This window comes from Streptomyces sp. NPDC107522, assembly GCF_055657525.1.
The window spans coordinates 450,025-471,939 of sequence record NZ_JBVKAU010000006.1 but is presented as its reverse complement, the minus strand read 5'-3'; the positions used below and the strand labels follow the sequence as shown (position 1 = coordinate 471,939).

Here is a 21,915-nt window from a genome sequence, read left to right as displayed (position 1 = left end):
CAGCTCACGCGCCGTGCGTCAGCTCACCCGCCGCGCCCCGGCCGCAGGCACCGCCTCGAAGACGCGCGGTGCCGTGAACCCGGCCGAGGCGAAGGCCTCTTCGACGGCCTTGGTGATGGTCTCGACGCCGGCCGCCTCGGCCAGCACGATCGCAGAGCCGCCGAAGCCGCCGCCCGTCATGCGGGCGCCCAGGGCGCCGTTCGCAAGGGCGGTGTCCACGACCAGGTCCAGCTCCGGGCAGGAGATGCGGAAGTCGTCCCGCAGGGAGGCGTGGCCCTGCGTCAGGACCGGGCCGATCGCGCGCGTCTCGCCCGACTCCAGCAGGGAGACGACCCGCTCGACGCGCTGGTCCTCCGTGACCACGTGCCGGACCAGGCGGCGGACCTCCTCCTCGTCGCCGAGGCGCTGAAGCGCCGCGTCCAGGTCGTCGTACGCGATGTCCCTGAGCGCGTCCACGCCCAGCAGCGCAGCGCCCTTCTCGCAGCCCGCGCGCCGCTTGCCGTACTCGCCCTCGCTGTGGGAGTGCTTGACCTGGGTGTCGACGACCAGCAGGCGCAGCCCCAAGGCGGCCAGGTCGAAGGGGATCTGCCTCTGGGAGAGGTCCCGGGTGTCCAGGAACAGGGCGTGGCCGGCCTCGCAGCACGCCGACGCCGTCTGGTCCATGATCCCTACCGGGGCGCCGACGTACACGTTCTCCGCGCGCTGGCACAGGCGGGCCAGCTGCCAGCCCTTCTGGCCGAGGTCGTACAAATCATTGAGCGCCAGCGCCACCACGACCTCCAGCGCCGCCGACGAGGACAGGCCCGCGCCCGCCGGGACCGTCGAGGCCAGGTGGATGTCGGCGCCGGTCACCGCATGGCCGGCCTGGCGCAGCGCCCAGACGACGCCCGACGGGTACGCCGTCCAGGCCTGGTCCGACTCGGGGGCCAGGTCGTCGACGCGCAGTTCGACGACCCCGCCCTCGACGTCCGACGAGTGCAGCCGCAGCATGCCGTCCGTGCGACGCGAGACCGCCGCGACCGCGGTGTGCGGCAGCGCGAACGGCATGACGAAGCCGTCGTTGTAGTCGGTGTGCTCGCCGATCAGGTTGACCCGGCCCGGCGCGGCCCACACCCCTTCCGGCTCGGCCCCGTACAGCTCCCTGAACCGCTCGGCGACCGCGGCTGCCGTGTCGACGCTCATCCCCTGACCCTGACCTTCCCTGCTGAACCGGCCGAAGCGACCGGTGAGTTGACCGGCCGAACAGCCGTAGAACTTAGCCTGCGCGCCGCTGCGCGAACTCCCACGCGTCCGCGACGATCCCCACGAGGTCCGCGCGGGACGGGTTCCAGCCGAGCCGCTCGCGGGCGGTGTCGGCCGAGGCGACCAGGACCGCCGGGTCGCCGCCGCGGCGCGGGGCCACGACCTCGGGGATCGGGTGCCCGGTGACCTGCCGGACGGTCTCGATGACCTGGCGGACGGAGAAGCCGTTGCCGTTGCCGAGGTTGCAGATGAGGTGCTCGCCCGGCCGGGCGGCCTTCAGCGCCAGCAGATGGGCCTCGGCGAGGTCGGCGACGTGGATGTAGTCGCGCACGCAGGTGCCGTCCGGCGTCGGGTAGTCGTCGCCGAAGACGTTGATCGCGTCGCGCCTGCCCTGGGCGACCTGGAGGACGAGCGGGATGAGGTGCGACTCGGGGTCGTGGCGCTCGCCGTACTCGCCGTAGGCGCCCGCCACGTTGAAGTAGCGCAGGGAGACCGCGCCCAGGCCGTGGGCGGTCGCCTCGCCGGTGATCATGTGGTCGACGGCGAGCTTCGAGGCGCCGTACGGGTTCGTCGGCTGCGTCGGCGCCGACTCGACGATCGGCACCTGGCGCGGCTCACCGTAGGTGGCGGCCGTGGAGGAGAAGACCAGCTTGCGCACGCCCGCCTCGCGCATGGCGCCGAGCAGGGACATGGTGCCGCCGACGTTGTTGTCCCAGTACTTCTCCGGCTTCACCACCGACTCGCCGACCTGCGAGGACGCGGCGAAGTGCAGGACGGCGTCGAAGGAGGGGTCCAGCCACTTGGCGGCGTCACGGATGTCGCCCTCGATGAAGGAAGCCCCGGCCGGCACGCCCTCGCGGAAGCCGGTGGAGAGGTTGTCGAGGACGACGACCTCGTCACCCGCCTCCAGCAGATGCTGGGCGACCACGCTGCCCACATAGCCGGCGCCACCGGTGACCAGGTACTTCCCACTCATGAACTCGCTACCTCTCGCAGTCGCTCGGCCGCGGCCTCCGGCCGGATGTCGTTGATGAACACGCTCATGCCGGATTCGGAACCCGCGAGGAACTTCAGCTTGCCGGAAGTGCGGCGGATGGTGAAAAGCTCGAGGTGAAGCGCGAAGTCCTCACGCACGACGCCCTCGAAGTCCTCCAGTTGCCCGAACGGCGCCTGGTGCCAGGCGGCGATGTACGGCGTCGGAGGCTCGTCGGTGCCGAAGATCCGGTCGAAGCGCCTCAAGAGTTCCAGATACACCTTGGGGAACTCTGTGCGCGCCTCCTCGTCCAGCGCAAGGAGATCGGGCACGCGGCGCTTCGGGTACAGGTGGACCTCGTACGGCCAGTGCGCGGCGTACGGCACGAAGGCCACCCAGTGTTCACCCTCGAGGACGACCCGCTCGCCGGCGAGTTCACGCTCCACGATGTGGTCGAAGAGGTTCTCGCCGCCGGTCGCGTCCTTGTGCTCCGCGGCGGAGCGCAGCATCAGGGCGGTGCGGGGGGTGGTGAAGGGGTAGGCGTAGATCTGCCCGTGCGGGTGCTGCAGCGTCACGCCGATCTCGGCGCCGCGGTTCTCGAAGCAGAACACCTGCTCGACGGAAGGCAGAGATGACAGCTCGGAGGTCCGGTCGGTCCAGGCGTCGAGGACGAGCCGCGCCTGCTCCTCGGTCAGGTCGGCGAAGGACGCGTTGTGGTCGGAGGTGAAGCAGACGACCTCGCAGCGCCCGGAGTCGCCGGCCAGCGAGGGGAAGCGGTTCTCGAAGACGACGACGTCGTACGACGAGTCCGGGATCTCGCTCAGGCGGTCGCCCTCGGACGGGCACAGCGGGCACTCGTCGGCCGGCGGGTGGTAGGTACGCCCCTGCCGGTGCGAGGCGATGGCGACGGAGTCGCCGAGCAGGGGGTCCTGGCGCACTTCGGACGTGGTGACGGTCGGGTCCAGCGGCCGCTTGTCGACGGCGTCCCGCACCGAGTCGTCACGCAGGTCGTAGTAGATCAGCTCGCGACCGTCGGCCAGCTGGGTCGAGGTCTTCTTCACGCCGGACTCCCTATTAGGGCCACTCAACCACTCAACATAAGTAAACACATCGAAACACAAGCCACCACCAGCGTCAACATCACAATCAAACAAAGAGCATCAACAGACATGTTCAATTACTGAACGCAAAGGCGTAGGTTCCGCTCTGTATCGGTTCGCGCAACGAAGCGAGTACTTATGCAAACCCCCACAGAAGTACCCATCCAGCTGGCTGCCGAGCTACGACTCCCCACGAACTGGCTCGACTACACGATCCTTGCCATCTACTTCGTCGTCGTGCTGGGCATCGGCTTCGCCGCCCGCCGCTCGGTGAAGACCAGCCTCGACTTCTTCCTCTCGGGCCGCTCCCTGCCCGCCTGGGTCACGGGTCTCGCCTTCATCTCCGCCAACCTGGCCGCCACCGAGATCCTCGGCATGGCCGCGAACAGCGCGCAGTACGGCGCCTACACGGTCCACTGGTACTGGATCGGCGCCATCCCGGCCATGGTCTTCCTCGGCCTGGTGATGATGCCCTTCTACTACGGCAGCAAGGTCCGTTCGGTCCCGGAGTTCCTGCTCCTGCGCTTCGACAAGTGGGCGCACCTGCTCAGCTCGGTCCTGTTCGCCTTCGCGGCCATCCTCATCGCCGGCGTGAACCTCTACGCCCTGGCGATCGTGGTCGAGGCGCTGCTGGGCTGGCCGCAGTGGGTGGCGATCGTGGTCGCGGGTTTCTTCGTCCTCGCCTACATCACCCTGGGCGGCCTGTCCTCGGCGATCTACAACGAAGTGCTCCAGTTCTTCGTGATCCTGGCGGCCCTCATCCCCATCACCGTGCTCTCCCTGAAGAAGGTCGGCGGCTGGGACGGTCTGACCGACTCCCTGACGAAGACCCACGGCGGCGACTTCGTCACGGCGTGGGGCGGGACGGGCATCGGTGAGGCGAACCCGCTGGGCGCGAACTGGCTGACGATCGTGCTCGGCCTCGGCTTCGTGCTGTCCTTCGGCTACTGGACGACGAACTTCGCCGAGGTGCAGCGCGCGCTGTCCGCGAAGAACCTCTCCGCCGCCCAGCGCACCCCGCTGATCGCCGCGTTCCCGAAGATCTTCATCGTGTTCCTGGTGATGATCCCGGGCCTGGCGGCGGCCGTCCTGGTCCCCAGGATCGGAACATCGGGCTCGGACCTCCAGTACAACGACGCGATCCCGTACCTGATGGAACAGCTCCTGCCGAACGGCGTGCTGGGCATCGCGGTGACCGGCTTGCTCGCCGCCTTCATGGCGGGCATGGCGGCGAACGTCTCGTCCTTCAACACCGTGTTCACGAACGACATCTGGGGCCGGTACGTGGTCAAGGGCCGCGAGGACGACTACTACGTCCGCTTCGGCCGCCTGATCACGGCGATCGGCGTGCTGGCGTCGATCGGCACGGCCTTTCTGGCCTCGTCGTTCTCGAACATCATGAGCTACCTCCAGACCCTCTTCTCCTTCTTCAACGTGCCGATGTTCGTGGTCTTCATCGTCGGCATGTTCTGGAAGCGGGCATCGATGAAGTCGGGCTTCTGGGGCCTGCTCGCGGGCACGACCGCCGCCATGGTCAACTACTTCGTCCTCTACAAGCAGGACGTCATCTCGATCCCCTCCGACCAGGGCGCGAACTTCGTGTCGGCGATCGCGGGCTTCGTGGCCGGCGCGGTCGTCATGGTGGCCGTATCCCTCTTCACTGCGCCCAAGCCGGCGGAGGAACTCCAGGGCCTGGTCTACGGCACCCGTTCGCCCGGTATGGCCGAGCCGCCGGCGCCGGGGGACGAGGCCTGGTACCGGAAGCCGGCGCTGCTGGGGTGGGGTGCGGTGGTGCTGGCGGCCGTCTGCTACGTCCCGTTCTCCTTCTGACGACCGGAGGTCGACCGACCATGACCGAGCACTCCGACCGCCCCGAGCACTCCGAGTACTCCGAGAGGGACGTCCTGCGGGAAGTCACGGAACTGGAGGGGAAATCCGCGACAGCCGCCCGTCTCTTCGACATCCGGCGCATCATCGGGGGCCTCTTCGTGATCTACGGCGTCATCGTCACGATCACCGGGCTGACGGACTCCGACGCCGCGATCGACAAGGCGGAGGGCGTCAACATCAACCTGTGGACAGGGCTGGGCATGCTGCTCCTCGGCCTGTTCTTCCTGGTGTGGCTGAAGCTGAGGCCTACGGCGCCGCCGCCACCGGATGTCGTACCGGGTGACGAGCCCAGCGAATAACGCCGGTGGGGGCGAGCCGGGCCTTCCTCGCCCCCGCCGCCCCTACCCGTCCCATCCTGAAGGGGCTCCGCCCTTCACCCCGCCAGGGGGCTCCGCCCCCGGGACCCCCGCTCCTCAAACGCCGGAGGGGCTGGATGCCCCGAGATCACGCCTCGGCACGCGGCACCCCGCCCTCCCCCGCCGACGCCGGCGGCACCGGGCCCGCCCGGTCCAGCAGCCCCGTCCGGGCCGCCAGCGCCGCCGCCTCCAGCCTCGAGCCGACTCCCAGCTTCATCAGGACCCGTTGGACATGGGTGCGTGCGGTCGAGGGGGCGATGCCCATGCCTGCGGCGATCAGGCGGGTGTCCTCGCCGTCGGCCACGCGGACCAGGACCTCGACCTCCCGGGGCGTGAGCATCTGCAGCAGCCTCTGCCCCTCGTCGTCCGGTTGCGCCGCCGGGTTCAGCAGCTCGCTGAACGCGCCCTGCAGCAGTTGCGGCGCCACCGCCGCCTCCCCCGCCCGCGCCTTCATGATCGCCCGCTCGACACCCTCGATCCGCTCGTCGTGCCGCACATAGCCGGAGGCCCCCGCCGCGAACGCCGCCGCGATACCGCGCGGACTCGGCACGGGACCCAGCACCAGCACCGCCACCTGCGGACGTTCCCTCTTGATCTTCAGCACCGGGTCGAATATCCCCGGCTCCGCCGGCGTCGCCGTCCCCAGCAGGCACACCTCCGGCGCCCGCGTGATCACCAGCTCCGCCGCCCCCGCGGCAGGCGCCGCCGCGGCCAGCACCCGGTGCCCCCGCAGCTTCAGTGCCGAGGCCAGCGCCTCGGCGAGCAATCGGTGGTCGTCGACCACCATGAGCCGCACTCCCATCGAGCAACCCCCCAGTCCCCCCAATGGATCCCCATCACTGCCGAGGACCGGCCGCGCCGGTCCGGATGCCCCACTATGGATGCCCACTGGTCCGCGCGGACAGAAGCCCCCTCCCGGCTCCCCCGCCCTTCATGCCCCCGGAAGCTACACGCTTGTTCGACATTGCGCTCCCCCTCCCGGGCAGAAGTGCCCCGGAACGGCGGATTTTCTGGCTTTCCCCGCATTCGAGGACGATGAGCGGTAAGCACACGGCCCCGCTCCTGACCAGGAACGGGGCCGTCACATCTCGACCGCTTCGTCAGCCTTCCGTACGGCCGAACGCGATCACGTGGTACTTCTTCTGGAACGAACTGCCCAGATCACTCGCGAACTTCTCCGCCATGTACAGCCGCCCCTGCGCATAGACGATCTCGGCGGACTCCGGTTGCATGCGGGTCTCCACATCGCGCACCGTCCTCGCGGCCGGGTTCTCCAGCAGCTTCGTCTCCTTGAAGCTGCCGCCGTCGATGCTGACGATCTGCCCGCCCTTGTCGTAGGGCGGCCGCTTGTACGCGATGATGTTGCCGCCGTCCATGCGCAGCGGCGTGATCGTGTACCGGTCGCCCGCGTCCGCACGCTGCCCGGTCTGCTTGCCGGTGGCCAGGTCGAAGGCGACGATCTCGTTGGTCCGGCCGTACTCGCCGCCGCCCTGGTGCTCCTCGGTCTCCACATAGAGCCGGTCGTTGCCGACCACGACTCCCGTGCAGGCCTCGATGGCGGTGGCGCCGGAGCAGCGGGCCGCGAACTGGTCGCCCGGCACGGAGATGCGGATGCGGAGTTTGCCGGTCTTGTTGTCGAGGGAGAAGACGTCCGTGATGCCGATGGCGTCCTTGGACTGCCCGACCTCGGCGGCCACGACGAGCGGCTCGGTGGAGATCACGCTGGCGTAGTCGACGCCCTCGGCCATCTTGTACTCGGAGATCACCCTCCCCGTCTTCTGGTCGATCGTCTGGATGTGCAGCTGGGGATTGGTGTAGCCGCCGCACTTGCCGACCGCGACCAGCTTCTCGCCGCCCGCGTACCCGAGGTCGTAGCAGCTGTTGTTGGGCTTCGGGACCCACAGCTGCTTGCCTGACCGGATGTCGAAGGCGGCGCCGCCGCTGGTGCCGCCGGCGGCGACGGTGTCACCGCTGACGGTGATGTTGTCGAACCGGATCGGTTCGCCGTCGACCTCGGCGGTCTTCGTCCACAGCTTCTTGCCGGCGTCGAGGTCGATCGCCGCGACCTGGGTGCAGCCGTGCGAGGGCTTCTCCTTGGTCGGCTTCGCGGGCTCGAAGGCGATGGCCGTCAGGTTGTCCTCGTTGGTGCGCCTGCTGGCCTGGCACACGGGGCCCGGCAGGGGGATCGTCCACAGCTCGGTGCCCTTTTCGGGGTCGTAGCCGACGATCTCGTGGACACCGCTCTTGACGTACGCCTTGTCGGTCAGCCAGGAGCCGGCCACGGTGATGACGGTGTCGTCGGGGACAGCGGGTGCCGGGGTCTGGAAGAGGACCTGGGAGTTGGGGTCGGCCGGCACCTTCTCCTTGCCCGGGGCGGTGCTGCCGCCGCCCCCGCCGTTGTCGTCCCCGCCGCCGGTGCCGCCGCTGGAGTTGGCGGTGTCGTCCTTGCCGCCCTCGTCACCGGACTGCTTGTACAGCACGACACCGCCGATGACCAGCGCGATCGCGACAACGGCCGCCACAATGACAGCGAGTTGCGTGTTGAACTTCCGGCCGCCGCCGCCCGGCCCGCCGGACTGGGGGTGCATCGGCATGGTCGGCTGCGGATAGCCGTAGCCCGGCGGCTGCTGGCCGTACGGGTTCTGCGGCTGACCGTACGCACCGGGCTGCTGTCCGGGATGGCCGTACCCGGGCGGGGCGGCGGGCGGAGGGGTCTGCGGGGCGCCCTGGGGCGCCTGCGGGTAGCCGTACGCGGGCTGCGGCGGCGTGGGCGCACCCTGAGGTGTCTGCGGGTAGCCGTAGCCCGGTGCCCCGCCGGGCGGTGGCGCCTGCGGAGGCTGGGCCGGCGCCTGGGGAGGCTGCGCGGGCGGCTGCTGCTGCGGCTGTGGGGCGCCGAAGCCACCCGGTTGCTGCTGGGGCGGCTGGTCCTGCGGCGGGCCGAACCCTCCCCCGGGCGGGGGCTGGTGGGGCGGCGGAGGCGGCTGGGTCATGGCGTGGGTACCTCGGGGGACGGGGCGGCGGACGCGGTGGGGCGGCGTGGGGGAAGGGAGAAGGGGACGGCGGGCGCACGCCTCACTGGCCGAAGGCGAGCATCAGCTTCTCCTTCGCTTCGTCGTTGCCGCTCAGCCGGGTGCTCGCGAGGTAGAAGCGCCCGTCGACCCAGTCGTACGCCCGGGAGAAGAAGCCGTTCTCGATGTTCGCGGTGCCCGCCGGGTTCTGCAGGAGCTTGTCCGGCTGGTGGCTGCTGCCGGTCACCGGGATCGACAGCACCTGGCCGCCCGCGTCGTACGACGGCTTGGCATAGGCGATGAGCTTGCCGTCCTCGACCTTGATCGGCAGCATCGGCTCGTCCACCGGCGACTTCACACGCCACTTCTCCTTGCCGTTGGAGAGGTCGATCGCGACGATCTCGTTGGCGCTGGTGGTCGACTCGGTGGGCAGGTACAGCGTGTTCGCGTCGGCGGCGACACCGGCGCAGCCGCGCAGGTTGCGTTCGAGGATGGCCCAGCCGCACTCGACGCCGATCTTCAGGTCGACGCCGACCTCCGAGCGGAACTTGCCGCCGGAGCCGAGGGTGGAGATGTTCCAGGCCTTCTTGTCCTCGTTGGTGCTGTAGACGACCAGCGGGTCGATGGAGAAGACGCGGGCGATCTGCCAGCCCTTGTCGTACTTCTGGGTCCACTTGGCCTTGCCGGTCGCCGGGTCGAGCTCCTGGATCTCGTCGTGCTCGTTGGTGCCGGTGGCGTCGCAGGAGGCCACGGCGATCAGCTTCTCGCCGCCCGCGAAGGCGTCCGGGAAGCACTTGTCGCCGTACCGCTTCTTCTCCCACAGCTTGTCGCCGCTGTTCACGTCGTACGCCGTGCCGGACTGTGCGCGGCCCACCATCAGGGTCGTGCCGGTGATGGACAGGTCGATCTTGATGGTGTTGTCGAACAGCTCGCCGTTGGAGACGGTGTCCTTCCAGCCCTTGGCGCCGGTGGTGAGGTCGATCTGCTGGAGCTGGTTGCACTTGGCGCGGTCGCTGGTGCCGCTCTCGTACGCCACGACGATCTTGTTGTCGGACGACGCCTGCGGGGTGACGGCGCAGATCTTCTGCGGGAGGCTGATCGGGGCCCAAGTCTCTTCGCCGTCGGTGATGTTGTAGGCGAAGACCTGCTTGTACGCCGCCTTCACGGCCGCCTTGTCGGTGATCCACAGGCCGGGGGCGTCGGCGCCGGACTTGGGCGCGTCGGGCGCCTGCTTGTACCAGAGCACCTTCGCCTCGCCGGGCTGGCGGCCGCCGTTGAGGTTCTCCGGGTCGGCACCGCCGCCGCTGTCCTCGGACGCGCTCGGGGACTCGGAGCCCTTCGGGTCGTCACTGCCCTGTGCGACCGGCTTCTTCGGGTCGTCGTCGCCGCCGAGGCTGGTCACCGCGAACACGGCGCCGCCGATGACGACCAGCCCGGCGACGGCCGCGCCGATGGCGAGGGCGGGCTTGCCCTTGAAGGGGTTGCGCGAGCCGGAGCCGGGCGCGCCCGGGTACTGCGGCTGGGGCGGGTAGCCGTAACCCTGGGCGGGCTGCTGGCCGTACGGGCCGGGCTGCTGCGGATAGCCGTACGGCCCCGGCTGCTGCTGCGGCTGGGCGTACGGGCCGGAGGCGTACGGGTCCGGCTGGCCGTAGGGGTTGGCCTGCCCCGGCTGCCCCGACTGCTGGGGCTGCGGCGGCTGTTGCGGGTAGCCGTAGCCGGGCTGCGGGGCGGCGGGCGGCGGGCTCTGCGGGGGCGGCGGCGTCTGGGGCGGGCCCTGCGGCGGCGGGGGTGCCTGGGGCGGGCCCTGCGGCGGGGGCGGGGTCTGCGATGCGCCCGGCTGCGGGGGCTGCGGCGCTCCGAAGCCGCCCTGCCGCGGGTCCTGCGGTGCCCCGAAACCGCCCTGCGGCGGCTGGTTGGGCGGCTGGCTCATGAGCGGTTCCCCCTTGTGGCCGGTGTGGTGCCACGTCCTGTGCCGTCGCGTTTCCGCCACACCAGCGTTTCTCAGACTGTTCTCAGGCGGCCCTTTCTATCACCCGCCACCGACAGCGCACCGGGCCGCATCCACCCCTGTTCCCAAGGGAGGACCGGCCCGTGATACCGCCGTTATGAGTCTTCACAGCCCTTTCACGACGGACGGTTCGGCAGCGTCCTAAGGGGCGCGGGGCTGCATCGACATGCGGCTACCGCCGCGCGGGCGCGACCGACCCCAACGGCGCCGCAGCCACACGACGTCCCCTCGTGGCACCCCCTATGAAGCGCTCACGCGTCCTCGGCCAATTCCAGCCACCGCATCTCCAACTCATCTCGCTGCCCCGCCAAGTCCCGCAACTCCGCATCCAGTTCGGCAACCTTCGCAAAGTCCGTCGCGTTCTCGGCGATCTGCGCGTGCAGCTTGGTCTCCCGCTCGGAGATCTTGTCGAGCTGCCGCTCGATCTTCTGCAACTCCTTCTTCGCGGCCCGCAGATCGGCCGCGCTCCGCTCCGGTACGGCCTTCTCGGCGGCCGGAGTGGCGGCCGCGGCGGCGACCTGCGCCTCCATGCGGTGGCGGCGCTCCAGGTACTCGTCGATGCCGCGCGGCAGCATCCGCAGGGTGGCGTCGCCGAGGAGGGCGAACACCCGGTCCGTGGTCCGCTCGACGAAGAACCGGTCGTGGGAGATGACGATCATCGAGCCCGGCCAGCCGTCGAGGACGTCCTCGAGCTGGGTGAGGGTCTCGATGTCGAGGTCGTTGGTGGGCTCGTCGAGGAAGAGGACGTTGGGCTCGTCCATGAGCAGGCGCAGCAGCTGCAGCCGGCGCCGCTCACCGCCGGACAGGTCGCCCACCGGCGTCCACTGCTTCTCCTTGTTGAAGCCGAACGTCTCGCACAGCTGCCCGGCGGTCATCTCGCGCCCCTTGCCGAGGTCCACGCGCTCACGCACCCGCTGAACGGCTTCCAGCACCCGCCAGTCGGGGTCGAGCTCGGCGACTTCCTGCGACAGGTAGGCGAGTTTGACGGTCTTTCCGACGACGACGCGCCCACCGGCCGGCTGCGCCTCGCCGTCCGTCCGCGCCGCCTCGGCCATCGCCCGCAGGAGGGATGTCTTGCCCGCGCCGTTGACGCCGACGAGACCGATGCGGTCGCCGGGCCCGAGCTGCCATGTCACATGCTTGAGCAGCACCTTGGGGCCGGCCTGGACGGTCACGTCCTCCAGGTCGAACACCGTTTTACCGAGCCGGGAGGAGGCGAACTTCATCAGCTCGCTGCTGTCCCGGGGCGGCGGTACGTCCTTGATGAGCTCGTTGGCCGCCTCGACCCGGAAGCGCGGCTTGGAGGTACGCGCGGGCGCGCCGCGCCGCAGCCAGGCGAGCTCCTTGCGGACGAGGTTCTGCCGCTTGACCTCCTCCGTGGCCGCGATGCGCTCGCGCTCGGCACGCGCGAAGACGTAGTCGGAGTAGCCGCCCTCGTACTCGTAGACCGTGCCGCGCTGCACGTCCCACATGCGGGTGCAGACCTGGTCGAGGAACCAGCGGTCGTGCGTGACGCACACGAGCGCCGAGCGCCGCTCCCGCAGGTGCTGGGCGAGCCAGGCGATGCCCTCGACGTCGAGGTGGTTGGTGGGCTCGTCGAGGACGATCAGATCCTGCTCGTCGATGAGGAGCTTGGCGAGCGCGATACGGCGGCGCTCGCCACCGGAGAGCGGGCCGATGACGGTGTCGAGGCCCTGCGGGAACCCGGGCAGGTCGAGCCCGCCGAACAGCCCGGTGAGCACGTCCCTGATCTTGGCGTTCCCGGCCCACTCGTGGTCGGCCATGTCCCGGATGACCTCGTGCCGGACGGTGGCCTCGGGGTCGAGCGAGTCGTGCTGCGTCAGCACGCCGAGGCGCAGTCCGCCGGAGTGGGTGACCCGGCCGGTGTCGGCGTCCTCCAGCTTGGCCAGCATCCGGATCAGGGTCGTCTTGCCGTCGCCGTTGCGCCCCACGACGCCGATGCGATCGCCCTCGGAGACGCCGAGCGAGACTCCGTCGAGCAGGGCACGGGTGCCGTACACCTTGCTGACGTTCTCGACATTGACCAGGTTGACGGCCATGTTTCTCCTGCCCAGGGGGCTGTGTCGACGTGCGGCTCGGCCGCGGGGGTCAGCCTCCCAGCCTAATGTGCGCCGCTCGGTGGCCGATCCCCGCACAGGTCAGCGGCGCATCAGCGGGCAGCGGCCGCGCGGACCTCGGTGAGCAGGTCGTACATGACCTGGCCCGGACACTCGGTGGCGAAGTAGTCGCGGTGACCGCCGACCGTGTTCGTGTCCTTCTTCGTGCCGTTGACGGGGTTGGTGTACGTCACCCTCGCCTGCGGGTCCAGGCCCTTGAACCGGGATATCACCCTGATCAGCCGGATCAGGGAAGCCTTGGCCGCGTCCGTGGGGGGCTGCTGGTCGAGGGTGCCGAGCAGGGCGATGCCGAGGGCGCCGGAGTTGTAGCCCACGGAGTGGAAGCCGGTGACGAGGTCGCCGTCCGGGTTGAAGGCCGGGATGCCGTCGTCACCGGAGTAGCGGCCCTCGTAGATGGTGCCGGCCTCGTCGATGAGGAAGTGGTAGCCGATGTCCCCCCAGTCGTTGGTGATCGCGTGCAGCTCGTAGATCGCGCGCACCGTCGCGGCCGGGTCGGGATCGTCGTTCGGCGTCGCGGTGTGGTGGACCGTGATGATCTGGAGCGGGTAGTACGTCTCGGGCGAGTTGACCTTGCCGTCCTTGTACCGCTTGGACTCGTCGGCGCCCCACGCCGGCCGCGAGAGGTAGCGCACGCCACGCACGCGCGTGGGCTCGCTCGGCACACGGAAGGTGCGGTCGGGGCCGTCGGTGGTGTCGATGGCCAGCGAGACCACGCCGTCGATGTCGCTCGACGCCTTCACCTCGTACGCGGTGGCGTTCCGGGCGGCGACCAGGGCCGTGCCGCCGTCCTCGGCGGTCGCGCAGCCGCTCTTCAGCGTCTGCCAGTCGCCGTCCGCGAGCCGGATGGCGGCGCCCTCCTGCGCTCCGGACCAGCGCACCCCGACGTAGGAGGCGGCGAAGGCGGTGGTGGCCTCGCCGGTGCCGGTGGCGGCCTCGGTGCGGGTGGCGGGGAACTTCTCGGGCGTCGTACCGGAGTCGCCGGAGCCGGAGGCGGAGCCTGAACCGGAGGCGGAGCTGTCCGCCTCGCCGGAGTCGGTGGACGCGAACACCATCGGCGTGAGCGCGGCTCCGGCGGCGACCGCCCCACCGGCGGCGATCGTGCCGCGCCGGGACAGGGAGCGCTTTCTGCGGTGGGACGGCTGGGCGGGGGTGGGGGATTCGGACACGGGGGTGTCCCCTTCCAGAAGGGCACTTGACGGCGCGCCGGAAGACCGAGACACGGCGCTTGAAACGTCAAGCGACCCTAACCGCCCCACCCGTCCCACGTGTACTGCGATCGCAGTACATCGGTGTGGAGATCGCGCGAAGAACGCTTACCTATGAGTAGCGCTTGCTTATGAGTACGGCGTCACGCGCGGGCGCCGTTCAGGACCGTGGCCCCCGGCGCGGGCCCGGACGCCGTGCGCACCGCTCGGCAGGTGCCGGAGGTCCGCAGAGTCTCGGCCACCTTCTCCGCCGTCTCGGGGTCGCGGGCGAGGAAGGCCGTGGTCGGGCCCGAACCGGAGACGAGCGCCGCGAGTGCGCCGGCGGCCCGGCCTGCGGCAAGGGTGTCGGCGAGCTGTGGGAAGAGGGAGAGGGCGGCGGGCTGCAGGTCGTTGGAGACGGCGGTGGCGAGTGCGTCGGGGTCGCCCTTGGCGAGGGCGTCGAGGAGCGGCTGGGAGGCGACGGGATCGGGGATGTCCCTTCCCTCGCCGAGCCGGTCGAACTCACGGAAGACGGCGGGCGTCGACAGTCCGCGGTCGGCCATCGCGAACACCCAGTGGAAGGTGCCGCCCACGTCGAGCGTCCGCAGCTTCTCGCCGCGCCCGGTGCCGAGGGCCGCCCCACCGACCAGGCTGAACGGCACGTCGCTGCCCAACTCCGCGCAGATGTCGAGGAGTTCCTCGCGGGAGGCGTTCGTGCCCCACAGCGCGTCGCAGGCGAGCAGCGCGCCCGCGCCGTCCGCGCTGCCTCCCGCCATACCGCCGGCGACGGGGATGTCCTTGGCGATGTGGATGTGCACGTCGGGCGTACGGCCGTATCGCGCGGCGAGCGCCTCGGCCGCGCGGGCGGCGAGGTTCGTACGGTCCAGGGGGACCTGGTCGGCGTCGGGACCCTCGCAGGTGACACGCAGGCCGTCGGGCAAGGGCGTCACGGTGACCTCGTCGTACAGGCCGACGGCCAGGAAGACGTTGGCCAGGTCGTGGAAGCCGTCGGGACGGGCGGCGCCCACCGCGAGCTGGACATTGACCTTGGCGGGGACGCGGACGGCGACGCTCGCGCTCACTTACTCGGACTCCTTGTGCTGGGCGGCGGCTTCCTTGTGCTCCGCGATGCGCGCGAACTCCTCGACCGTCAGGGCCTCTCCGCGCGCCTGCGGCGAGACCCCGGCCGCGACGAGCGCCGCCTCGGCGGAGGCCGCGGAGCCCGCCCAGCCGGCGAGCGCGGCCCGCAGCGTCTTGCGGCGCTGGGCGAAGGCCGCGTCGACGACGGCGAAGACCTCGCGCCTCGAGGCGGTGGTCTTGAGCGGTTCGGCGCGCCGGGTCAGGGAGACCAGGCCGCTGTCGACGTTCGGCGCGGGCCAGAAGACGTTGCGGCCGATGGCACCGGCCCGCTTGACCTCGGCGTACCAGTTGGCCTTCACGGACGGCACGCCGTACACCTTGGAGCCGGGTCCGGCGGCGAGGCGGTCGGCGACCTCCGACTGCACCATGACGAGGGTGCGTTCGATGCTCGGGAAGGTCTCCAGCATGTGGAGGAGGACCGGGACGGCCACGTTGTAGGGGAGGTTGGCGACCAGGGCGGTGGGCGGGCCCGGCAGCTCCGTGACGTGCATCGCGTCGGAGTGCACCAGCGCGAAACGGTCGGCGCGCTCCGGCATGCGGGCGGCGATGGTGGTGGGGAGCGCGGCGGCCAGTACGTCGTCGATCTCGACGGCGGTGACGCGGTCGGCGACCTCCAGCAGGGCGAGGGTGAGGGAGCCCAGCCCCGGTCCGACCTCGACGACCACGTCGTCGGGGCGGACCTCCGCGGTGCGGACGATACGGCGGACCGTGTTCGCGTCGATCACGAAGTTCTGGCCGCGCTGTTTGGTGGGGCGCACGCCGAGGGCTGCCGCCAGTTCACGGACGTCGGCGGGGCCCAGAAGGGCGTCGGAGGTGGGGCTGCTCACCCGACAAGGGTACGGGGCGGTAGGGCGCCGTCGTGCAGGCGCAGCCTGCCCCCACCCGCCCCCAGCACCGACACCGGGCAGCGGGACGAGCTGGAATCACCGATGCAACCGCCCCCCGCAATGCGGCCAAGGACTCGCCCCCTGCCGCACATACAGCTTCTTCGCCCGCTGCGTCTGTTCCGCCGCCGGTGCGTCCTGTGGCCGTCCCTTGCCGCCGAGGCTTCGCCAGGTCTGGGTGTCGAACTGGTACAGGCCGCCGTACGTCCCCGACGAGTCCACCGCGTCCGGCCGCCCGCCGGACTCGCACGCCGCGAGCCCCTGCCAGTTCAGCCGGTCCGCGCCGCGCACGGACGTCGGCAGTGGCTTCGTCCCGACCTTCACGATCTGCGTCCGGGGCTCCCGCACCACCTCGGACCTGACCCGGCGCGGCCTCTGCTTGACCCCGTTGACCGTGCGGAGGGAATACGTCACGCGTCGCAGGCCCGGCACCCCGGCCCGCTCGACGATCTCCGTGCCCCGGAAGACCGACGGATCCTCGATGCGCTCCACGGCGAACGCGATCGCCTCGTCGCGGATCTCCTTCCGGCCGGTGATCCGCAGGACCGTGACCGTCTGCCCGTCGCGTGGAAAGGTCTCGAGCGGGACGGACGTGGTGTCCTGCCCGCGCAGGATGATGCCGGCCTGCTCCACGACCTCGCGCACGGTCGCCGCGTTCGTGCGGATGGTGCGAGCGAGGCCGTCCGCCATGATCGTGACCGTGCGCTCGGTGCGCACGTTCAGCGCAAGCCCCTCGCGCCCGATGCGCCGGGAGCGCGAGGTCGACACATACGCCCCCTCCGCGCGCACCCCCAGCTGCCGGAGCGCCGCCTCCACGGTGTGCGCCGTCGTCCACACCTCCCGATGCTGGCCGTCGATCGTGAGCCGCACGGGCCGCCCGTAGCGCACCGCGACCTCGTCACCGCTGGAGAGGGCCGCGTCCCGCGCGGGCGCGACCACGTCGTGCGCCCCCACCTCCACGCCCTCCTCGGCCAGCAGTTCGGTGACGTCGTCCGCGAAGGTGTGCAGAGTGCGCTGCTTGCCGTCGACGCTCAGCTCGACCGCCTTGTCCTTGGCGACGAAGGCGGTCGTCCCGCCCGCGAGGAACGCGACGACCAGCGCCTGCGGCACCAGCCGGCGCATCGTCCCGTCCCCCCGCTCGGCGGCGCGCGCCCTGCGCCGGTGCGCGGCCCGCCGACCGCTCCTCGGGCGCACGACGGGCGTGTGCGCCGCCGCGTCGGACACCTCCTCGTACGCGGGCCGGTACGTGTCCTCACGGCCTCCGCTTGCCTCATCGACTCCATAGGCTCCGGAAGACCCAGACGCCCCGGAGGACCCGGAGGCTCCGAATGCTCCGGAGGACCCGTAAGAGCCATAAGCCCCGTGGGACCAGTGAGACCCTTGGGGCTCGTGCATGGCGTAAGGCCCGTGCGCCTGGTAAGCGGGTACGTACGTGTCCGTACTCGTACGCATTCCGTACGCCCCCTGCGCCCCGTGTACCCCGTGCACCCCCACTGCCCCATATACCCCCTGCACCCCATACCCCAGCGTCTGAGCGCTGTACGGGTCGAAGCCGCCGTACGCCGGTGGCTCGTGGGCCGGGCTCGGGCCATACGTCTCGAACTGCGCGTTGCTCACGACGACACGCTCCAGCGGAGGAGTCCGGATCGGAGCCCCAGAACCTAGCGGAGGGGTGGTGACTCTCCAAAGCGACGCGACTACACACAGTCGCAGCCGGGCACGCCGAGTAGCCGTGCGAGCGTTATCCGGCGGTTATCGGTCAGTAGCCGAAGGCATGTGCCGTGTTCGAGCCGAGGGCCGCCGCCAGCACGTCCTCCTCGATCCCCCGTACGGCCGCCATGGCGCGCACCGTGATCGGAATGAGATACGGCGCGTTGGGCCGTCCGCGGTACGGCGCCGGCGTGAGGAAGGGCGCGTCGGTCTCCACGAGGAGCAGCTCCAGCGGGGCCACGGCGACCGCGTCCCGCAGGTTCTGGGCGTTCTTGAAGGTGACGTTGCCGGCGAAGGACATGTAGTAGCCGGCGCGGGCGCACACCTGGGCCATGTCGGCGTCCCCCGAGTAGCAGTGGAACACCGTCCGCTCGGGGGCGCCCTCCTCCTTCAGCACCCGCAGCACATCGGCGTGAGCCTCGCGGTCGTGGATGACCAGGGCCTTGCCGTGCCGCTTGGCGATCTCGATGTGGGCGCGGAAGGAGGCCTCCTGCGCCTCCTTGCCCTCGGGCCCGGTGCGGAAGTAGTCGAGGCCCGTCTCGCCGACGCCCTTCACCTGGGGGAGCGCGGCCAGGCGGTCGATCTCCGCGAGCGCCTCGTCGAGCGCCCGCGCGCCCCCGGGCTCGCGCGCCCCCTGGCGGGACCAGCCGTCGGGGTCCCCGTGCACGATGCGCGGAGCCTCGTTCGGGTGCAGGGCGACGGTCGCGTGCACGGCGTCGTACTGTGCCGCCGTCTCGGCCGCCCATTGCGAGCCGCGTACGTCGCAGCCCACCTGCACGACCGTCGTCACGCCCACCGACGCCGCCTTCGCCAGGCCCTCCTCCACCGTGCCGGACTGCATGTCGAGGTGGGTGTGGGAGTCGGCGACCGGCACCCGGAGCGGTTCCGGGAGGGGCGGGGCCGCGTGCTTGTCGGAGGCGTTCGAAGGCATGCCCCGATCCTACGAAAGGGGCATGCCCGCCCCGACGGCGCTCGGCTGCTCGGCGGCCGGTCCGGCGTCCGGCTCAGCTCGCCTTGCGGTGGAAGACGTGCAGGAGATCGGACAGATGCCAGTGGTGGTCCGCCTCGCCGGCCGCCGACTCGGGCTCCGGCTCCCCCTGCCGCGGGACGGCGCGCGGGCGGTGCAGTGAGTTCTGCACGGAGGACACCTGCCCGGGCCGCATGATCCGTACGACGTGGTTGTCGCAGTTCTCGCACGTGGGCCGGCTCAGCGGCGACGGGACGACCTGGCCGTTCGCGATGTACATCACGAACTCGTGGCCGTCACCGTCGATGTGGTGCTCTATCTCGTACGACTGCTCCCAGCCGTGCCCGCATCGCATGCAGGCGAAGGAGTAGGACTCGTGGACGACGGCGGTCGCGGCGCTGCGAAGGCCCGTGGTCTGCTGTGCGATCTCGCTCATGCCAGCTCCTGTGGTCCGCTGGTGGAACGGGTTGCGTCCCTTCGTCCAGTGGACTCCTCCACAGGAGCGAACGCACGTCATCTGCCCAGTATTGGGGGCGACTTGGGCGTTCCTTGCCGAAAGGCCCGGGTCCCTTTACCCCGGCATGGGGCGCGCGCCCATTCGAGATACGCCCTGCTCACACGGCATTTCACGCCCCCGCGTTCTTCGCCGCCACGACCGCGTCGAAGACCTCTCTCTTGGGCACCCCGGCCTCCGCCGCCACCGCCGCGATGGCCTCCTTGCGCCGCTCCCCCGCCTCTTCACGCACGCGAACGCGCCGCACGAGTTCCCCGGCGTCGAGCTCCTCGGCCCCCTTCTCGGGCGCCCCCTCGACCACGACGGTGATCTCCCCGCGCACGCCCTGAGCGGCCCACGCCGCGAGCTCCGCCAGCCCGCCCCGCCTGACCTCCTCGTACGTCTTGGTCAGCTCCCGGCACACCGCGGCCCGCCGCTCGCCGCCGAACACCTCGGCCATCGCGGCGAGCGTGTCGTCGAGCCGGTGCGGCGCCTCGAAGTAGACGAGTGTGCGCCGCTCCTCGGCGACCTCCCGCAGCCGCGACAGCCGCTCCCCCGCCTTGCGCGGCAGGAACCCCTCGAAGCAGAACCGGTCGACCGGCAGCCCGGACAGCGCGAGCGCGGTGAGCACGGCGGACGGCCCGGGCACGGCGGTGACGCGGATGTCCTTCTCCACGGCCGCCGCGACCAGCCGGTAGCCGGGGTCGGACACCGACGGCATCCCCGCGTCGGTCACCAGCAGCACCCGCGAGCCCTCCAGGAGGGCCTCCACCAGCTCGGGCGTACGGGCCGACTCGTTGCCCTCGAAGTACGACACGACCCGTCCGGCCGGCTGTACGCCCAGCGCCTGGGTGAGCCGCCGCAGCCGCCGGGTGTCCTCGGCGGCGACCACGTCCGCGCCGGCCAGCTCCTCGGCGAGCCGGGGCGGGGCGTCCTTGATGTCGCCGATGGGGGTGCCTGCCAAAACAAGGGTTCCTGTCACGTTTCCATCCTCGCAGGGCGCATCCACGGGACTCCCACAGACGTGTTCCCTACGATGGCGCGGTGACCAGTACCGCGTCCTCCATGGACACCCGGCAGGACCAGGCACCGCACGAGCAGCGGCCGTCGTGGCAGCAGCGGCTGCGCCGCTTCGGCTACACGGCGACGCCGAGAAGCGATGTGCGGGACCGCCTGGTGCCGCCGTACGTTCGGCCCAGCCCGCGGATGTGGCAGTTCCTCGGCGTCCCGCGGGCGCTCGCCGAGCGGATGGTGCGCTGGTCGGGCTGGGGCGGTCCGCTGCTGGTCACGCTGCTGGCTGGGGTGCTTCGGTTCTGGAACCTCGGCAGCCCCAAGGACGTGATATTCGACGAGACGTACTACGCCAAGGACGCCTGGGCGATCGTCCACCGCGGCTACGAGGTCAGCTGGGACAAGAACGCCAACGACGTCATCCTGAAGATCGGCGATCAGATCCCGATCCCGACGGACGCGGCGTACGTCGTGCATCCGCCGGTCGGGAAGTACGTCATCGGGCTCGGCGAGCTGATGTTCGGGTTCAACCCGTTCGGCTGGCGGTTCATGACGGCGCTGCTCGGCACGCTCGCGGTGCTGATGCTGTGCCGCATCGGCCGCCGTATCTTCCGCTCGACGTTCCTCGGCTGCCTCGCGGGCGCGCTGATGGCGGTGGACGGGCTGGCCTTCGTGATGGCGCGCACCTCGCTGCTCGACGGGGTGCTGATGTTCTTCGTGCTGGCGGCGTTCGGCTGCCTGGTCGTCGACCGGGACCGGGCGCGCGCGAAACTCGCGGCCGCACTCCCGGCCGACCCCGACGGCCGGGTCCGCCCCGACGCCCGCACCGCCGAGACCCTGCGCCTCGGCCTGCGCCCCTGGCGCTGGCTGGCCGGTCTGATGCTGGGCCTGGCCATCGGCACCAAGTGGAACGGCCTGTACTTCCTGGTCGCGTTCGGCCTGCTGACGGTGTTCTGGGACGTAGCCTCCCGCCGGGTCGCCGGCGCCCGGCACCCGTACACGGCCGTCTTCAAGCACGACCTGGGCCTCGCCTTCCTGGCGACGGTACCGGTGGCGATCGTCACGTACATCGCGTCCTGGACCGGCTGGATCCTCTCCCCCACGGACGGCACCGGCGGTTACTACCGCGACTGGGCGTCCGCGAACGGCCGCACCAGCAGCTGGTCGTGGCTGTTCCCCGACTGGTGGCTGAGCCTGTGGCACTACGAGCACCAGGTGTACGAGTTCCACGTCGGCCTGTCGTCCCCGCACACCTACCAGTCCAACCCGTGGAGCTGGATCGTCGACGGCCGCCCGGTGTCGTACTTCTACGAGTCCCCGCTGCCCGGCAAGGACGGCTGCCCCGTCGACGCGGGCGAGAAGTGCGCCCGCGAGGTCCTGGCGATCGGCACGCCACTGCTGTGGTGGGTGGCCGCCTTCGCGGTGCTGTACGTCCTGTGGCGCTGGCTCTTCCGCCGCGACTGGCGGGCCGGGGCGATCGCCTGTGGTGTGGCGGCCGGTTACCTCCCCTGGTTCCTCTACCAGGAACGCACGATCTTCTTCTTCTACGCCGTCGTCTTCCTGCCCTTCCTCTGTCTGGCCGTGGCGATGCTCCTCGGCGCGATCATCGGCCCACCGCGTTCGAGCGACACCCGCCGGGTGGCGGGCGCCACGGGCGCGGGTGTGCTGGTGCTGCTGATCGTCTGGAACTTCATCTACTTCTGGCCGATCCACACGGGCACGGCGATCCCCGTCGACCAGTGGCGGTCGCGGATGTGGCTGGACACCTGGGTCTGAGGTGCGTGACAGAGGGGCGTAACAGGGGGAGTCGG

17 protein-coding genes are annotated in these 21,915 nt (G+C 70.8%); 3 read left to right on the top strand and 14 right to left on the bottom strand.

Features of this window, described 5'->3' with window-relative positions:
- Positions 1-18 precede the first annotated feature (18 nt).
- The 3 genes from galK to galT form a co-directional block, all read right to left on the bottom strand.
- On the bottom strand, positions 19-1,182 hold the full coding sequence (gene galK / locus ACZ7L6_RS22465) for a galactokinase (RefSeq protein WP_471926537.1): 1,164 nt from the start codon (positions 1,180-1,182) through the stop codon (positions 19-21).
- Between the two features lie 73 nt (positions 1,183-1,255).
- On the bottom strand, positions 1,256-2,218 hold the full coding sequence (gene galE / locus ACZ7L6_RS22460; protein ID WP_471926535.1) for a UDP-glucose 4-epimerase GalE: 963 nt from the start codon (positions 2,216-2,218) through the stop codon (positions 1,256-1,258).
- Entirely contained in the window at positions 2,215-3,276 is a 1,062-nt protein-coding gene (gene galT / locus ACZ7L6_RS22455; protein ID WP_471926533.1) for a galactose-1-phosphate uridylyltransferase, read from the bottom strand. Before galT ends, galE begins: the two co-directional genes overlap by 4 nt.
- Positions 3,277-3,453: 177 nt before the next feature.
- On the opposite strand from galT, the gene ACZ7L6_RS22450 reads away from it, so the two are divergent.
- On the top strand, positions 3,454-5,145 hold the full coding sequence (locus tag ACZ7L6_RS22450; RefSeq protein WP_471926531.1) for a sodium:solute symporter family protein: 1,692 nt from the start codon (positions 3,454-3,456) through the stop codon (positions 5,143-5,145).
- Between the two features lie 20 nt (positions 5,146-5,165).
- Positions 5,166-5,504 carry a hypothetical protein gene (locus ACZ7L6_RS22445; protein ID WP_471926529.1) on the top strand — a complete coding sequence of 113 codons (339 nt, stop codon included), beginning with the start codon at positions 5,166-5,168 and terminating at the stop codon, positions 5,502-5,504.
- A gap of 145 nt (positions 5,505-5,649) precedes the next feature.
- Here the strand turns inward: ACZ7L6_RS22445 and ACZ7L6_RS22440 are convergent, their stop codons facing one another.
- From ACZ7L6_RS22440 to rsmI, 11 genes are all read right to left on the bottom strand, one after another.
- A complete protein-coding gene (locus tag ACZ7L6_RS22440) occupies positions 5,650-6,363 on the bottom strand; it encodes a helix-turn-helix transcriptional regulator (RefSeq protein ID WP_471926527.1) in 714 nt (237 codons plus the stop codon).
- A 298-nt stretch (positions 6,364-6,661) separates the two neighbouring features.
- Complete coding sequence (locus tag ACZ7L6_RS22435) at positions 6,662-8,551, bottom strand: outer membrane protein assembly factor BamB family protein (RefSeq protein ID WP_471926525.1); 1,890 nt, start codon at positions 8,549-8,551, stop codon at positions 6,662-6,664.
- A gap of 82 nt (positions 8,552-8,633) precedes the next feature.
- Positions 8,634-10,499: an outer membrane protein assembly factor BamB family protein gene (locus ACZ7L6_RS22430; protein WP_471926523.1), complete on the bottom strand. Its 1,866-nt coding sequence runs from the start codon at positions 10,497-10,499 to the stop codon at positions 8,634-8,636.
- Positions 10,500-10,828: 329 nt separating this feature from the next.
- The gene (locus ACZ7L6_RS22425) at positions 10,829-12,637 is read right to left on the bottom strand and encodes an ABC-F family ATP-binding cassette domain-containing protein (protein ID WP_471926521.1); all 1,809 of its coding nucleotides are present in this window, start codon (positions 12,635-12,637) and stop codon (positions 10,829-10,831) included.
- Between the two features lie 110 nt (positions 12,638-12,747).
- On the bottom strand, positions 12,748-13,881 hold the full coding sequence (locus ACZ7L6_RS22420; RefSeq protein WP_471926519.1) for a peptidoglycan recognition protein family protein: 1,134 nt from the start codon (positions 13,879-13,881) through the stop codon (positions 12,748-12,750).
- A gap of 182 nt (positions 13,882-14,063) precedes the next feature.
- Positions 14,064-14,981: a 4-(cytidine 5'-diphospho)-2-C-methyl-D-erythritol kinase gene (locus ACZ7L6_RS22415; RefSeq protein WP_471926517.1), complete on the bottom strand. Its 918-nt coding sequence runs from the start codon at positions 14,979-14,981 to the stop codon at positions 14,064-14,066.
- Positions 14,982-15,866, bottom strand: a complete 885-nt coding sequence (gene rsmA, locus ACZ7L6_RS22410; RefSeq protein ID WP_471926515.1) for a 16S rRNA (adenine(1518)-N(6)/adenine(1519)-N(6))-dimethyltransferase RsmA — start codon at positions 15,864-15,866, stop codon at positions 14,982-14,984.
- A gap of 96 nt (positions 15,867-15,962) precedes the next feature.
- Positions 15,963-17,540 (bottom strand): ubiquitin-like domain-containing protein, encoded by a 1,578-nt coding sequence (locus tag ACZ7L6_RS22405; protein WP_471926513.1) that lies wholly within the window; start codon positions 17,538-17,540, stop codon positions 15,963-15,965.
- A 142-nt stretch (positions 17,541-17,682) separates the two neighbouring features.
- Positions 17,683-18,564: a TatD family hydrolase gene (locus ACZ7L6_RS22400; protein WP_471926511.1), complete on the bottom strand. Its 882-nt coding sequence runs from the start codon at positions 18,562-18,564 to the stop codon at positions 17,683-17,685.
- Between the two features lie 73 nt (positions 18,565-18,637).
- A complete protein-coding gene (locus ACZ7L6_RS22395) occupies positions 18,638-19,036 on the bottom strand; it encodes a hypothetical protein (protein WP_471926509.1) in 399 nt (132 codons plus the stop codon).
- A gap of 190 nt (positions 19,037-19,226) precedes the next feature.
- Positions 19,227-20,075, bottom strand: coding sequence for a 16S rRNA (cytidine(1402)-2'-O)-methyltransferase (gene rsmI, locus ACZ7L6_RS22390; RefSeq protein ID WP_471926507.1), 849 nt, complete (start codon positions 20,073-20,075; stop codon positions 19,227-19,229).
- A 62-nt stretch (positions 20,076-20,137) separates the two neighbouring features.
- Here rsmI and ACZ7L6_RS22385 point away from each other — a divergent pair, with 62 nt between their 5' ends.
- Positions 20,138-21,880 (top strand): dolichyl-phosphate-mannose--protein mannosyltransferase, encoded by a 1,743-nt coding sequence (locus tag ACZ7L6_RS22385; RefSeq protein WP_471926505.1) that lies wholly within the window; start codon positions 20,138-20,140, stop codon positions 21,878-21,880.
- Positions 21,881-21,915 lie beyond the last annotated feature (35 nt).